The 14,122-nt window shown below is 74.8% G+C and carries 11 protein-coding genes and 1 riboswitch; of the genes, 6 read left to right on the top strand and 5 right to left on the bottom strand.

The window, feature by feature from the left end:
- Nucleotides 1-22 precede the first annotated feature (22 nt).
- From ACFRAR_RS18610 to ACFRAR_RS18600, 3 genes are read right to left on the bottom strand one after another with little or no spacing between them, the layout of a single operon-like run.
- Nucleotides 23-667 (bottom strand): bifunctional 4-hydroxy-2-oxoglutarate aldolase/2-dehydro-3-deoxy-phosphogluconate aldolase, encoded by a 645-nt coding sequence (locus ACFRAR_RS18610; RefSeq protein WP_380699166.1) that lies wholly within the window; start codon nucleotides 665-667, stop codon nucleotides 23-25.
- Complete coding sequence (locus ACFRAR_RS18605) at nucleotides 664-2,301, bottom strand: amidohydrolase family protein (RefSeq protein WP_380699165.1); 1,638 nt, start codon at nucleotides 2,299-2,301, stop codon at nucleotides 664-666. The genes ACFRAR_RS18610 and ACFRAR_RS18605 overlap by 4 nt, the downstream gene beginning before the upstream one ends.
- Entirely contained in the window at nucleotides 2,301-3,602 is a 1,302-nt protein-coding gene (locus ACFRAR_RS18600; RefSeq protein ID WP_380699164.1) for an alanine racemase, read from the bottom strand. Before ACFRAR_RS18600 ends, ACFRAR_RS18605 begins: the two co-directional genes overlap by 1 nt.
- Before the next feature lie 205 nt (nucleotides 3,603-3,807).
- Between ACFRAR_RS18600 and ACFRAR_RS18595 the strand changes: the two genes are divergently transcribed.
- From ACFRAR_RS18595 to ACFRAR_RS18580, 4 genes are all read left to right on the top strand, one after another.
- On the top strand, nucleotides 3,808-4,968 hold the full coding sequence (locus ACFRAR_RS18595; protein ID WP_380699163.1) for a sugar kinase: 1,161 nt from the start codon (nucleotides 3,808-3,810) through the stop codon (nucleotides 4,966-4,968).
- A 30-nt stretch (nucleotides 4,969-4,998) separates the two neighbouring features.
- Nucleotides 4,999-5,748 (top strand): IclR family transcriptional regulator, encoded by a 750-nt coding sequence (locus ACFRAR_RS18590; RefSeq protein WP_380699162.1) that lies wholly within the window; start codon nucleotides 4,999-5,001, stop codon nucleotides 5,746-5,748.
- A gap of 29 nt (nucleotides 5,749-5,777) precedes the next feature.
- Nucleotides 5,778-6,188, top strand: a complete 411-nt coding sequence (locus ACFRAR_RS18585) for a RidA family protein (protein ID WP_380699161.1) — start codon at nucleotides 5,778-5,780, stop codon at nucleotides 6,186-6,188.
- Between the two features lie 116 nt (nucleotides 6,189-6,304).
- Entirely contained in the window at nucleotides 6,305-7,024 is a 720-nt protein-coding gene (locus ACFRAR_RS18580) for a DUF2470 domain-containing protein (RefSeq protein ID WP_380699160.1), read from the top strand.
- 425 nt (nucleotides 7,025-7,449) lie between these two features.
- Here ACFRAR_RS18580 and ACFRAR_RS18575 read toward each other — a convergent pair whose 3' ends face one another.
- Nucleotides 7,450-8,385 carry a peptidoglycan DD-metalloendopeptidase family protein gene (locus ACFRAR_RS18575; RefSeq protein ID WP_380699159.1) on the bottom strand — a complete coding sequence of 312 codons (936 nt, stop codon included), beginning with the start codon at nucleotides 8,383-8,385 and terminating at the stop codon, nucleotides 7,450-7,452.
- 2 nt (nucleotides 8,386-8,387) lie between these two features.
- Nucleotides 8,388-8,588, bottom strand: a riboswitch (cyclic di-AMP (ydaO/yuaA leader).
- A gap of 292 nt (nucleotides 8,589-8,880) precedes the next feature.
- Here ACFRAR_RS18575 and ACFRAR_RS18570 point away from each other — a divergent pair.
- Nucleotides 8,881-10,422 carry an MFS transporter gene (locus tag ACFRAR_RS18570; protein WP_380699158.1) on the top strand — a complete coding sequence of 514 codons (1,542 nt, stop codon included), beginning with the start codon at nucleotides 8,881-8,883 and terminating at the stop codon, nucleotides 10,420-10,422.
- Nucleotides 10,423-10,429: 7 nt separating this feature from the next.
- Here ACFRAR_RS18570 and purB read toward each other — a convergent pair whose 3' ends face one another.
- Nucleotides 10,430-11,869, bottom strand: a complete 1,440-nt coding sequence (gene purB / locus ACFRAR_RS18565) for an adenylosuccinate lyase (RefSeq protein WP_380699157.1) — start codon at nucleotides 11,867-11,869, stop codon at nucleotides 10,430-10,432.
- 109 nt (nucleotides 11,870-11,978) lie between these two features.
- Between purB and ACFRAR_RS18560 the strand changes: the two genes are divergently transcribed.
- A complete protein-coding gene (locus ACFRAR_RS18560) occupies nucleotides 11,979-14,102 on the top strand; it encodes a HelD family protein (RefSeq protein WP_380699156.1) in 2,124 nt (707 codons plus the stop codon).
- Nucleotides 14,103-14,122 lie beyond the last annotated feature (20 nt).

The raw sequence follows: 14,122 nt of genomic DNA, 5'->3' as shown, positions 1-14,122 counted from the left end.
GCCACGCCCCCGGGAGGCGCCGCTACGCGCCCTCCCCCGCGCAGGCCGTCGTGAACGCCCGGGCCCGCCGGGTGATCTCCGCCCAGTCCCCCGCCGCGACCACGTCCGGCGGCACCACGTCCGTCCCCGCGCAGACCGCGAGCGCGCCGTGCGCCAGGAACTCGGCGGCGTTGCCCGCGTTCACCCCGCCGGAGGCCACCAGCGGGACGTCCGGGTACGGGCCGCGCAGGTCCTTGAAGTAGCCGGGTCCGAACGCCCGGGCCGGGAAGATCTTGACGGCGGCGGCGCCGAGGTCCACCGCGTGCGCGACCTCGGTCGGGGTGAGCGCCCCGAGCACCACCGGCACCCCGGCGGCGGCCGCCGCCTCGGCGACCTCCGGACGGCAGCCGGGGGTGACCAGGAAGGACGCCCCGGCGTCGACCCCGCGCCGGGCCTGCTCGGCGGTCAGCACCGTCCCGACGCCGACCCGCCAGCCGGCCTTCGAGGCGCGGAGCAGATGATCCGTCACATTCGGTGTGGTGTAGGTGAATTCGGTCAGGTTGATGCCGCCCTCGGCGAGGGCGGCGCAGAGCGCGGCGGCGTCGGGGATCCGCGGTGCGCGGACCACCGCGATCACCGGGTCGTCGCGCAGCGGCGAGAGGTCGGTCGGGGCGGAGAGCTCGGTCATATGGCCAGGGTTCCTCGGTCGGTGCGGCGCAGGGCGCGCCCGGGGCGGGCGCCGGTGGTACGACCCTGCCGGACGACGGCGATGCCGTTGACGTACACGTACTCGATGCCCTCGGCGGGCCGCCGGGGGGCCTCGAAGGTGGCGGTGTCCCGGACCGTGTCGGGGTCGAGGAGCACCAGGTCGGCGTGGTGGCCGGGGGCGATCCGGCCGCGTCGGTCCAGTCCCAGCCGGGCGGCGGGGCGACCGGTCATCCGGGCGATCGTCTCCTCCAGCGTCAGCACGCCCAACTCCCGGCTGTAGTGGCCGAGGTAGCGCGGGAAGGTGCCCCAGGCCCGCGGGTGCGGGCGGGCGCCGACCAACAGCCCGTCGCTGCCGACGGTGTGCGCGCGGTGGCGCATGATCGCCCGGACGTTCTCCTCGTGCCCGACGTGCTGGAGGATCGTGGTGCCCAGTTCGTCCCGGCGCAGCAGGTCCAGGAAGACCTCGGTGCCGGTCCGCCGCTCCTCGCCCGCGATCTCGGCGACGGTGCGACCGACCATGCCGGCGAGCGGGTCCGAGCGGACGCCGGAGATCTGGATCGTCGCCCAGTCGGTGACGACGCCGTGGCAGCCGTCGCTGCCCTTCTCCTCCACCTCGTAGCGGATCCTGGCGCACTGCGCCGGGTCGGCGAGCCGGGTGAGCGTCGCGGCCGGGCCGCCCTCGGTGGCCCAACTGGGCAGCAGGGCCGCCAGGGTGGTGGAGCCGGGCAGGTAGGGGTAGCTGTCCAGGGTGAGGTCGACGCCGTCGGCCAGGGCCTCGTCGAGCAGTTCCAGCAGCTCGCCGGCCCGGCCCCGGTTGACTCCGAAGTTCATCGTGGCGTGGGTCAGGTGCAAGGCGCAGCCACTCCGCCGGGCGATCTCCACCATCTCCGCGTAGCCCTCCAACGCCCCGGCCCCGTAGGAGCGTTGGTGGGGGGCGTGGAAGCCGCCGTAGGCCGCGACGACCGTGCACAGCTCGACCAGCTCGTCGGTGTCCGCGTACATCCCGGGGGTGTAGCTGAGGCCGCTGGACATGCCGACCGCGCCGTCCAGCAGGCTCTTCGCCAACACCTGGCGCATCCGGTCGAGTTCGGCCGGGGTGGGCGGGCGGTTGGCCCATCCCATGGCGAGCATCCGCAGCGTGCCGTGCGGGACGAGGTAGCAGGCGTTGACGGCGACGCCGGTGCGGTCGATCCGGTCCAGGTAGCCGGCGACATCCCGCCAGTCCCAGTCGAAGTCGTCCGGATCGCCGTTCCAGCCCGCGAGTTGGCGGCGCAGCGCGGGCAGCGTGACGCCGTCCACCGGGGCGTAGGACAGGCCGTCCTGACCGAGGACCTCGCAGGTGACGCCCTGGGTGACCTTGGCCGGGTGCTCGGGTTCGCGCAGCAGGGCGAGGTCGGAGTGGGCGTGCATGTCGATGAATCCGGGGGCCAGCACCAGCCCGTCGGCGTCCACGACCTCGGGCGCCGCCAGGCCGTGGCCGATCCCGGTGATCAGGCCGTCGGCGATCCGGACGTCCGCCCGGTAGCGCTCCGCGCCGGTGCCGTCGACGACCGTCGCGCCGCGGAAGACCGTCGCACCCTGCCCGCCCTCGGCGGCCGCTCTCTCGCCGGACATCAGAAGAACGTCCTGACCAGGCCGGTGACCTTCGGTTCCGCCGCGCCCGCGGAGTCCAGCACCGGGATCGCCGTCCACTTGTCGAAGGCCGTGCAGGGGTGCGAGACGCCCAGCCGCAGCACCGCGCCGATCGGCGCGAGGTCGCCCGCGTCGCGCAGGAAGGCGTGCTGGTCGTTGAGCGCGGTGATCCGGGCCGCGGTGCCGGTCAGCTCGGCGCCGCCGCGGACCCGTTGTGGCTCGGGCAGGCCCTCGTCGAAGGGCAGGTCGCGCTTGCCGGCGTCGAGCAGGGCGAGCTGCGGCTCGGGCCGGGAGACCACCCGGGCCCAGCCGTGCAGCGCGCCGCGGAACGGCGCCTCGCCGCCGTCCCGGGAGAGCGGGGAGATGCCCCGGTAGAAGCCGTCGTCGTGGGCGATGTAGGCCCCCGAGCGCAGCACCACGAAGGCCTCCGGCAGGTTCGCCAGTTCCTCGACCACCAGATCGAAGTAGGCGCTGCCGCCGGCCGAGACCACCGGCCGAGCGCCGTCCGGGTAGGCACTCGCGAGCCGGCCGTGCAGTTCGCCGATCTGCCGGAGGTAGCCGCGGACGGCGGCCAGGCCCTCGGCCGAGGCGTCGTGGGCGAGCGCGCCCTCGTAGCCGCCGACGCCCGCCAGGCGCAGGGTGGGGGCGCGCAGCACCGCGGCGGCGACCTCGACGGCGGTGTCCACGCCGCGGGCGCCGGTCCGCCCGCCGGGGCCGCCGAGTTCGACCATCACCTCGACCCGGCGCTCGGCCCCGGCGGCGCGCAGCGCCTCGTCCATCAGCCGCACGCTCTCCACGGAGTCGACCCAGGAGAGGAAGGCGAAGTCCGGGTCACCGGCGAGCTCGTCGGCCAGCCAGGCCAGTCCGGCCGGGTCGAGCAGGGTGTTGGCGAGCAGGACGCGCTGCACCCCGAAGGCCCGGGCGATCCGCACCTGGGGCAGGTTGGCGAGGGTGATGCCGTGGCTGCCGGCGTCGAGCTGCGCCTGCCAGAGGGCGGGTGCCATGGTGGTCTTGCCGTGCGGGGCGAGCGCCACGCCCGCCTTGGCGCACCAGTCGGCCATGGTGCGGACGTTGTGGTCGAGGGCCGCGCCGTCGAGGGTGAGCAGCGGGGTGCCTAGCGAGGAGAGGGTGGGGCCGGTGGCGAGCCACTCCCGCACGGTGCGGCCCCACGACGTGGGCGGGGCGGCTTTGAACCGCCAGTCCAGCGGTTCGTCGGCCAGGGCCGCCACCGCGCCGCGGGCGATGCCCGGCCCGTTCGCACTGCTTGCGAAGGTCTTCTCCACCGTGTTCCTCCATCCGCACAGGTTGCAACATACGCAACGAGGGTTGCACATGCTGGCAGCACGGTTCTAGCATCGGCGCCGGATCACGGTCAACGGACCTGACTCCCGGTCGACGGGGTCGACTCCCCTGCGGCGCTCACGTGCGGCGGGGTCGACCCGGTGGGCCCGCTCTCGACGGAACGGCCGCAGACGAGGAGCCCCGCCCATGCCGCGACAGGACACCAACGGCCCGACCCGCCCCGGCCCTCCCCCGACGGCCGTGTGCGTGGGCGAGTCGATGGCCGTCCTGCTGCCGGACCGTCCGGGCCCGCTGGAGTCGGTGGACAGCTTCCGGCTGTCCGTCGGCGGCGCCGAGTCCAACGTGGCCGGCGCCCTGGCCGCGCTCGGGGTGCCGAGCGCCTGGATCAGCCGGGTCGGCGACGACGGCTTCGGCCGCCGGCTGCTCGCCGAGGTCGCCGCCCGCGGGGTGGACGTCTCGGGGGTCGCGGTCGACCCGCACCGCCCGACCGGCCTCTACCTCAAGGAGGTCGGCGGCACCACCGGCGACCGCCACGACCTCGGCCCCGGTCACAGCCGGCTGCACTACCACCGGCGCGGCTCGGCGGCCGCGGCGCTCTCCCCCGAGCTGCTCGCCGACCCGGCGGCCGCCGCCCTGCTGGCCGGCGCCCGGCTGCTGCACCTGTCCGGCATCACCGCCGCGCTCTCCGACGACTGCCTGGCCCTGCTGCACGCCCTGCTCGCCGACCGGCGCCCGGGCCGGACGGTCAGCTTCGACCTCAACTGGCGCCCCTCGCTCTGGCGCGACCGCGACCCGGCCGTGCTGCCGCCGCTGCTGGACGGCGCGGACCTGCTGCTGCTCGGCTCCGACGAGGCCGAGGCCGCCTTCGGCACCGGCGATCCGGCCGCCCTGCGCCGCCGCTTCCCCTCCCCGGCGACCGTCGTGGTCAAGGACGCCGCCCGGCAGGTGACCGCCCTGGAGCGGGACGGTACGGCGGTCACCGAGCCGGCCCTCACGGTCGAGGTGGTCGAGGCCACCGGCGCGGGCGACGCCTTCGCGGCCGGCTACCTGGCCGGCACCGTCCGGGGCCTGGACCAGCGTCGCCGGCTGCGTCTCGGGCACCTCAGCGCCGCCTGCGCGCTGACCGCCCACGGCGACCAGGCCGAGCTGCCGGACGCCGCCGTGGTGGCCGCGCTGCTCGACGCCTCCCCGGCGCAGTGGGCCGCCACCCGGGTCACCGCGACGGGCATCACCGGCCCGGCCCTGGTCTCCGCCGCGGCCCGCCGCGCCGCCGACCCCGTCCCCGCCGCCGACCCCGTCCGCCCCGCCGACCGGGCGCCGTCCGCCGACCGGTCCCGGGCACAATGAGCAGGAACCCCACCCTCGAAGCGGAGCACGATGAGTCAGACCGTCACCCGCGCCCTGCGCATCCTCGCCGAACTCGGCGACGGCGAGCGCTCCCTCGACCAGCTCGCCGAGGTGCTCGGCGTCCACAAGACCACCGTGCTGCGGCTGCTCCAGAGCCTGGAGGAGGAACGGTTCGTCTACCGCGACGCGGCCTACCGCTACCACCTGGGGGCGGGCCTCTTCGCCCTCTCCGGCCTGGCCCTGGAGCAGCGCGGCGTGCGCCGGATCGCCGCCCCGCACCTGGCCGAGCTCAACGCCGCCACCGGCCAGACCGTGCACCTGGCCGCGTACGAGGGCGGTGAGGTGGTCTACATCGACAAGTTCGACTCCCGCCACCCGGTCAGGATGTACTCGCGGATCGGCCTGCGCGCCGCCCTGCACAGCGCGGCCGTCTCCAAGGTGCTGCTGGCCGACCTCCCGCTGCCCGAGCGGCGCCGGGTGGTGGCCGGGATCGACTTCGTCCCGCACACCGGGCGGACCCTGACCGGCCCCGAGGCGCTGCTCGCCGAGCTGGAGAAGGTCGCCGCCCAGGGCTGGGCGCAGGACCACGCCGAGCACGAGTCCTTCATCAACTGCGTGGCCGCGCCGATCCGGGACGCCAGCGGCCGGGTGGTCGCCGCCGCCTCCATCTCCGTCCCGGACGTGGTCCTGCCGTACGAGCAGGTGCTCGACCTGCTCCCGCAGCTGCTCGCCACCACCCGCGCCGTCTCGGCCGACTGCGGCCGCCCCGAACGCAACTGACGAACCATCAGGAAACAGTAAGGAATCCCATGTCCTCCACCAAGACCGAGATCCGCACCGACGGTGCCCCCGCCCCGGCCTGGATGTTCTCCCAGGGCGTCCGCAAGGGCCCGATCCTCCAGGTCTCCGGCCAGGGCCCGCAGGACCCGGCCACCGGCGAGTACCTGCACCACGGCGACGTGAAGGCGCAGACCCGCCGCACCCTGGAGAACGTCAAGGCCATCGTCGAGGCCGGCGGCGCCACCATCGGGGACGTGGTGATGTTCCGCGTCTACCTCACCAAGCGCGCCGACTTCCCGCTGATGAACGAGGTCTACGCCGAGTTCATCGACGAGAACATCGAGCCCGGCGGCGTGAAGCCGTGCCGCACCACCATCTTCGTCGAGCTGCCGCAGGAGCCGATGCTGGTGGAGATCGACGCCCAGGCCGTCATCGGCTGACGGACCCCCGCCCGGAAGGGCCCGGACGCCACCCGCGTCCGGGCCCTTCCGCCTGCTTGCCACACCCATCCGCGGACATTAGGTTAGGCTCACCTAACTAACTGGAGGTCCGCCCGATGAGCCTGCCCACCGGCGACACCGAGGTCCCCGAGCCCACCACCGCCGAACGGATCCGCAGCCTGCTCTGCACGACCTCCTCGCTCACCGTCCGCGCCCTCGGCGAGCACCACCACCTGGACACCCCGGTCTCCGTGCACGGCTCCCGGCTGCGGCTGCGCTGCGCCCTGGACGACCCCCTCACCGCGGCCGCCGCCGGCGCCACCGACGGCCTCGCCGTCGTCCTCGACGTCACCGACGTCTCCCCCGTCGCCGTCCGCGACCGGGTCCGCGCCCGCCTCACCCTGGCCGGCCGGCTGCACCTGTCCCACCTCGCCGACGACGGCCTCAGCGCACACCTGCGGGTGGACGTCGCCCACGCCGTCCTCGCCACCCCGTACGGCACCGGCGCGATCACCGCCGCCGACCTCGCCCACGCCGCCCCCGACCCGCTGGCCCGGCACGAGGCCGCCATGCTCACCCACTTCGCCGACGACCACGCCGACGCGCTCGACCTCCTGACCCGGCTGCTCGACCCGGCCGTACTCACCCACGCCCCGGACGTCCGCCCGCTCGCCCTGGACCGCCACGGCCTGGTGCTGCGCCTGGACCACCCGCACGGCCACCGCGACGTCCGCCTGGTCTTCCCCGAACCGGCCCGGGACACCGAGGACTTCGGCCACCGGATGCACGACCTGCTGACCGCCGCCCAGCACGGCCTGCCGGTCCACCGCCACTGAGCCCCGGCCCGCCGCCGCGCCGCCCGGTCACCGCTCGACCGCGTCCTCCAGCACCACCCGCACTCGAAGCCCACCCAGGACCAGAACGCGAAGAACAGTCCGAGCCCGGCCGCCGGACCGGCCGGGCGCTGACCGTCCGACAGCATCGCGCGCCGGAGGCGGCCACGAGGCCGGTGAACACCGCCCGCGGCAGCGGAGTTGACGCCCCGTTCGACGGGTCGAACGGGGCGGGAACGACAAGCGGCCGGCCCGGCCGCACGAGGAGTTCCCCGTGCGACCGGGCCGACCCGGGCGTGTCCCTCGCCCATGTCCGCCGTGCGGCGGTCACCCGGTCGAGCGGTCACCCGACATGACCATCCCGGAGGACCGATTCGCTCCGCAGCAGCGGCGGTTCCTGAGACCCCGCGGGGTCGGAGCCCTCGGGCTCAGAGCGCCACGCCGTGCGCGCGCAGGTAGGCGACCGGGTTGATGTCCGAGCCGTACTCCGAGCCGTTGCGGATCTCGAAGTGCAGGTGCGGGCCGGTCACGTTGCCGGTGGCGCCGGAGAGGCCGATCTGCTGGCCGGCCTTGACGGTCTGACCGATCTTCACACCGATCGAGGAGAGGTGCGCGTACTCGGCGTAGTGGCCGTCCGCGAGCCTGATCTCGACCTCGTTGCCGTAGGCGCCGCCGTTGCCGGCCTTGACCACGACACCGTTGGCGATCGCGCGCAGCGGGGTGCCGGTGGAGGCGACGAAGTCCTGGCCGGTGTGGTGGCCGGAGGCCCACATCGAGCCGGCCACGCCGTAGGCGGTGCCCCGCTTCGGGGCGACCAGCGGGGCGACGAAGCCGGAGGTGGCGGCGGCGACCGGAGTGGCGGTCACGACCTGGGTCGGGGTGGCGACCTGGAGCTGGGTCTGGAGCTGCTCGGCCGGCTCGGCCGCCTCGGTCCGCACCTGGACCTGGGCCTGCGGCTCGGCGGCCTTGGTCGCCGGGGCGGCGGGCTTGGCGGGGACGGCGGGCTTGGCCGGCGCGGCGGCGCGGCCCGGCAGCGCGAGCCGCTGGCCCGGGAAGATCAGGTTCGGGTCGGCGCCGACCACCGAGCGGTTCTGCTCGTACAGCGCGTGCCAGCCGCCCTCGACGTTCCCGACGGCGGCGATCTTGGACAGGGTGTCGCCGCTGACGACGCGGTAGCCCTCCTGCGCGGCCGGAGCGGCGGACCGCTCGGCGGCGGCGGAAGCGGCCGGGGCCGCCGGGGCGGTGTGCGCCTGGGCGCTGATCGCGGTCACCAGCGGAAGGGCGAACGACACGCCGGTGACGGCGGTGGCGATGCCGATGCGGGCGGCGCGGGGCAGGGCGATACGACGGGCCTGTGCAGGCATGGAATTTTCCTCTCCGACGCCTGCGAGGTGAGCTGTCGGGTTCGGGCTGGAGTTGCCCGGCCGCATGCGCGGCTTCACCCCGAGCCGGTCCTGGACGCCCGCGCCATGAGGCGCGAACTCCGGTCCGGCGACTTACCTGTGGGTCCCCCGCTCCTGCCGTACAGAGTTCGTTTCGAACCACCGGGCAGCGGCAGGACTCGGCGTTCCACCCGGCGGATCCGTCCGGACTGGCCGGGCGGTCGCTGAACTAAAACCCATCCGTTCGGGTGAAGCAATGTCGATCTCTTGAAACGGCAACGACTCCCCCACCCCCGGTGACCCTCCGCAGGCCCGACCCCACAGTACGTACACAACCCACTCACCCCCCGCCACTGATCCACGACCCTGCGCCGAGATCCCGGACACCGCGCACCCGGCCGCTCACGCACCGCTTCCGGCCGACACGCCCACCGGTGACCCTTGTCACGTACGCCCCGGGCGGCGCAGGATTCGCCCGTGGCCACCTCCGAGGCCGGCACCCTGCGCCTGGGCACCGCGCAGGGTCGCTGGGTACTACTGGCGACGGTGCTCGGCTCCAGCATGGCGATGCTCGACGGCACCGTGGTGAACGTCGCGCTGCCCCGGATCGGCGCCGACCTCGGCGCCACCCTGGCGTCCCTGCAGTGGACGCTGAACTCCTACCTGCTCACCCTGGCGGGCCTGATCCTGCTCGGCGGCGCGCTCGGCGACCGCTACGGGCGGCGCAAGGTCTTCCTGGTCGGCGTGGTCTGGTTCGCGGTGGCGTCCGCGGCCTGCGCCGCCGCGCCGAACATCCAGGTGCTGGTCGCCGCCCGCGCCGTCCAGGGCATCGGCGGGGCACTGCTCACCCCCGGCTCGCTCGCCATGCTCCAGGCCGTCTTCCACCCTGACGACCGCTCGGCGGCGGTCGGTCTCTGGTCCGGCCTCGGCGGGGTCTCGGCCGCGATCGGCCCCTTCCTCGGCGGGTGGCTGGTGGACGGCCCCGGCTGGCGCTGGATCTTCCTGCTGAACCTGCCGCTGGCCGCCGCCGTGATCGCGGTGACCACCCGGTCGGTGCCGGAGAGCCGGGACGAGAGCGCCTCCGGCCGCTTCGACGTGCTCGGCGCCCTGCTCGCCGCCCTCGCCCTCGGCGCCGTCACCTACGCGCTGACCGCGGCCGGGGAGGGCCTGTCCCCCACGGTCTGGGTCAGCGGGGTGCTCGGACTGCTGCTCGGCGCCGCCTTCGTGGCGGTCGAACGCCGGGCGCCCGAACCGATGCTGCCGCTCGGCCTGTTCTCCTCCCGGCTGTTCACCGCGGTGAACCTGGTCACCCTGTGCGTGTACGCGGCGTTCAGCGGCGTCTTCTTCCTCCTGGTGGTGCAGCTCCAGATCGTGTCCGGGTTCTCGCCGCTGGTCTCGGGCCTCGCGCTGGTGCCGATCACCGTGCTGATGCTGGCGCTCTCGGCGCGCGCCGGGCGCCTCGGCAAGCGGATCGGCCCGCGCGTCCCGCTGACCGTCGGCCCCCTGGTGTGCGCCGCCGGGGTGCTGCTGATGCTGCGCACCGGCCCCGACTCCTCCTACTGGGCGGACGTGCTGCCCGCCGTCACGGTGATGGGCTGCGGGATGACGCTGCTGGTCGCGCCGCTGACGGCGACCGTGCTGGCCGCCGTCGAGGTGCGGCACGCGGGCATCGCCAGCGGGGTCAACAACGCCGCCGCCCGCGCGGCCGGCCTGCTCGCGGTGGCCGCCCTGCCGGCCCTGGCCGGGCTGAGCGGGGACGCCTACCGGGTGCCCTCCGCGGTCGACTCCGCCTTCCACACCGCGATGCTGATCTGCGCGGGCCTGCTGGTCGGTGGCGGCCTGATCGCCCTCGTGACCGTACGGGGCAACGTGCTCGCGCCCGAGGACCAGCCGGTGGCCGAGCCGAGCTGCGACTGGCCGTGCGGCCCCACCGCACCGCCGCTCGACCCTGGCCACGTCCCCGTGACGCGCGAGGGCCCCGCCACCGGTCCGGCGACGGGGCCCTCGGCCGACGACTGACGCTACATCAGAGGATGTCGGCGGGCGCGTACTTGGCGGCCGCCGGGTAGGCGTCCGCGACGGCCTCCACCCGGCGGACCACCTCGGCGACCTGGGCGCCGGCGGCACCGGTGAAGGACAGCTTGTCGGCCAGCAGCGCGTCCAGCGCGGCCCGGTCCAGCGGAATCCGCTCGTCGGCGGCCAGGCGGTCCAGCAGCTCGTTCTCGCGGGCGCCCGCACGCATCGCCAGCGCGGAGGCGACAGCGTGCTCCTTGATGACCTCGTGCCCGGTCTCCCGGCCCACGCCCGCGCGCACCGCGCCCATCAGCACCTTGGTGGTGGCGAGGAACGGCAGGTAGCGGTCCAGCTCGGCCTCGATCACGGCGGGGAAGGCGCCGAACTCGTCGAGGACGGTCAGGAAGGTCTCCAGCAGGCCGTCGAAGGCGAAGAAGGCGTCCGGCAGCGCGACCCGGCGCACCACCGAGCAGGAGACGTCGCCCTCGTTCCACTGGTCACCGGCCAGCTCGCCGGTCATCGAGGCGTAACCGCGCAGGATGACGGCCAGGCCGTTGACGCGCTCGCAGGAGCGGGTGTTCATCTTGTGCGGCATCGCGGAGGAGCCGACCTGGCCCTCCTTGAAGCCCTCCGTGACCAGCTCGTGGCCGGCCATCAGGCGGATGGTCTTGGCCAGGCTGGACGGCGCGGCGGCCAGCTGGACGAGGGCGGTGAGCACCTCGAAGTCCAGCGAGCGCGGGTAGACCTGGCCGACGCTGGTCAGCACGTTGTCGAAGCCGAGGTGCGCGGCGACCCGGCGCTCCAGCTCGGCCAGCTTCTCGGTGTCGCCGCCGAGCAGGTCCAGCATGTCCTGGGCGGTGCCGACCGGGCCCTTGATCCCGCGCAGCGGGTAGCGGGCGATCAGCTCCTCCAGGCGGCGGAAGGCGACCAGCAGCTCGTCCGTGATCGACGCGAACCGCTTGCCCAGGGTGGTGGCCTGCGCGGCCACGTTGTGCGAGCGGCCGGCCATGACCAGCTCGGAGTGCTGGGCGGCGAGCTTGGCCAGGCGCACCAGCACCGCGACCGTGCGGTCCCGCACGTGCTCCAGGGACTGGCGGATCTGCAGCTGCTCGACGTTCTCGGTCAGATCCCGGGAGGTCATGCCCTTGTGGATCTGCTCGTGGCCGGCGAGGTCGCTGAACTCCTCGATCCGGGCCTTCACGTCGTGGCGGGTGATCCGCTCACGGGCGGCGATCGAGCCGAGGTCGACCTGGTCGACCACCCGCTCGTAGTCGGCGACGGCGTTCGCCGGAACCTCGATGCCGAGGTCCTGCTGAGCCTTCAGGACGGCGAGCCACAGGTGGCGCTCGAGGACCACCTTGTGCTCGGGGGACCACAGCTGGGCCAGGGTCGCCGAGGCGTACCGGGAGGCCAGGACATTGGGGATCTGGGGCTTCGCGCTCACGCTTCGCAAGGGTAACAGTCGAGGTCACGCCGGACGTCGGCGGATGGGGTAGGCTGGGTCAATTGAGCGCCATTGATGCACCACTCCAAAACCTCCTCACCGCAAGGATACCACATCCATGACGGAAGCTCCAGCGGCCGGGTGGGACTCCACCCTCACCGGGGCCCTGCGCACCGAGCAGGCCCATCTCGACCGGCTCTACGCGCGGCTGGACACCGTACGCGCACGGGCCCGCCGCACCGCCGACGGCGCCCACGACGGAGCCGCCCCCGGCGGCACCCACCAGGCCCGGCTGGAACGCGAGGTCCGCGCCCGCGAGGCCGCCCGCCACGCCGCCCGGCTGGACGCGGTCGAGCGTGGCCTGTGCTTCGGGCGGCTCGACGAGCGCGACGGCACCGTCCACTACATCGGCCGCACCGGCCTGACCGACGAGGTGTACGAGCCACTGCTGCTCGACTGGCGCGCCCCGGCCGCCCGCCCCTTCTACACCGCCACCCCCGCCCACCCCGGCCCGGTGGTGCGCCGCCGCCACCTGCACACCCGGGGCCGCACCCTCACCGGCCTGGACGACGAGGCGCTCGACCTCGCCGGGCTGGACGAGCCCGGCCGGCGCGGTCTGGTCGGCGAGGCCGCGCTGCTCGCCGCCCTCGCCCGCGAGCGCACCGGCCGGATGGCCACCGCCGTCGCCACCATCCAGGCCGAGCAGGACCGGGTGATCCGCTCCCCGCTGCGCGGCGCCCTGGTCGTCCAGGGCGGGCCCGGCACCGGCAAGACGCTCGCCGCCCTGCACCGCGCCGCCTACCTGCTGTTCACCCACCGCGCCGCGCTGGAACGCCGGGGCGTGCTGGTGATCGGCCCCAACGCCGGCTTCCTGCGGTACATCGACGAGGTGCTGCCCGCCCTCGGGGAGACCGAGGTGGTGCTGCGCACCGTCGGCGAGCTCGTCCCCGGGGTCACCGCCACCCGCGGCGATGCCCCCGACACCGCCGTCGCCAAGGGCGGCCCCTGGATGACCGGGGTGCTGCGCCGCGCCGTGGCCGCCCACCAGACGGCCCCCGCCGACGGCCTGGACCTCGGCGAAGGACTGCGGCTCTCCGCCCGGGCGTGCGCCGAGGCCCGGGACGCCGCCCGCGGCCTGCGACTGCCGCACAACCGGGCCCGGAGCTTCTACCTGGGCACCCTGCTCGACGCCCTCGCCATCGCCCAGGCGCTCACCCTCGGCCGCCCGTACGACGAGGAGGAGGCCCATTACGCCCCGCGCGAGCTGTGGGAGCGGCCGGACGTCCGCGCCGCACTCGACCCGCTCTGGCCCCGGCTCGATCCCCGGCAGCTGCTCGAACAGCTGCTCACCGACGACGAGTTGCTCGCCGAGGCGGCCCCCGAGCACGCCACCGCCCTGCTCCGCCCGCCCGGCTCCCCGTGGACGGTCGAGGACGTCCCGCTGCTCGACGAGGCCGCCGAACTCCTCGGCACCGAACCGGAGTCCGCCCCGTCCGACCGCGGTGTGGACGAACTCGCCTACGCCCGTGGCGTGTTGACCATCACCGGACAGGCCGGTGACCCGCTGCTGGACTCCGCCGCCCTGGCCGGGCGCTTCCGCGACGACGGCCCGTACCGCTCCACCGCCGAACGCGCCGCCGCCGACCGCACCTGGGCGTACGGCCACGTCGTCGTGGACGAGGCCCAGGAACTGTCCGCGATGACCTGGCGCGCCGTCCTGCGGCGCGTGCCGACCAACTCGCTCACCATCGTCGGCGACCTCGCCCAGACCGGATCGCCCGCCGGCGCCCGCAGCTGGGCCGAGATGCTCGACCCGCATCTGCCCGGCCGCTGGCGCGAGGAGAGGCTGACCGTGAACTACCGCACGCCGGAGCCCGTCATGGCCCTCGCCGCCGCCGTTCTGCGCACCGCCCTGCCCGGGCACCAGCCGCCCGAGTCCGTCCGCCCGGGCACCGAGCGGCCGCGCGCGGTCCCCGTCCCGGACGGGGACTTCACCACCGCGCTGGCCCGGCTTCCCGGCGGCCCGGGCACCCTGGGCGTGATCGCACCGGACGCCCTGGCCGCGGAGCTGGACGCGCTCACCGTGGCGGACGCCAAGGGGCTGGAGTTCGACGCGGTCGTGGTGGTCGAGCCCGCCGAGCTCGGCCCGCGCGACCGCTACGTCGCCCTCACCCGGGCCACCCGCTCGCTCACCCTGCTCCACCGGCTACCGCTGCCGCCGGAACTCGCCGAGCTGCTCTGACCGGGGCTCGCTCCACCGAC

Origin of the sequence: Kitasatospora sp. NPDC056651, assembly GCF_042792155.1 — a bacterium.
In the GTDB taxonomy this organism is placed as follows: Bacteria; Actinomycetota; Actinomycetes; order Streptomycetales; family Streptomycetaceae; genus Kitasatospora.
The sequence above is the reverse complement of the archived record's forward strand: the minus strand, read 5'-3'. Positions and strand labels throughout refer to the sequence as shown.

Coding starts and splice junctions, on each gene's coding strand:
- ACFRAR_RS18560 (WP_380699156.1), top strand. CDS start 11,979: ATGACGGAAGCTCCAGCGGCCGGGTGGGACTCCACCCTCACCGGGGCC.
- ACFRAR_RS18610 (WP_380699166.1), bottom strand. CDS start 667: ATGACCGAGCTCTCCGCCCCGACCGACCTCTCGCCGCTGCGCGACGAC.
- ACFRAR_RS18585 (WP_380699161.1), top strand. CDS start 5,778: ATGTCCTCCACCAAGACCGAGATCCGCACCGACGGTGCCCCCGCCCCG.
- ACFRAR_RS18595 (WP_380699163.1), top strand. CDS start 3,808: ATGCCGCGACAGGACACCAACGGCCCGACCCGCCCCGGCCCTCCCCCG.
- ACFRAR_RS18575 (WP_380699159.1), bottom strand. CDS start 8,385: ATGCCTGCACAGGCCCGTCGTATCGCCCTGCCCCGCGCCGCCCGCATC.
- ACFRAR_RS18580 (WP_380699160.1), top strand. CDS start 6,305: ATGAGCCTGCCCACCGGCGACACCGAGGTCCCCGAGCCCACCACCGCC.
- ACFRAR_RS18605 (WP_380699165.1), bottom strand. CDS start 2,301: ATGTCCGGCGAGAGAGCGGCCGCCGAGGGCGGGCAGGGTGCGACGGTC.
- ACFRAR_RS18590 (WP_380699162.1), top strand. CDS start 4,999: ATGAGTCAGACCGTCACCCGCGCCCTGCGCATCCTCGCCGAACTCGGC.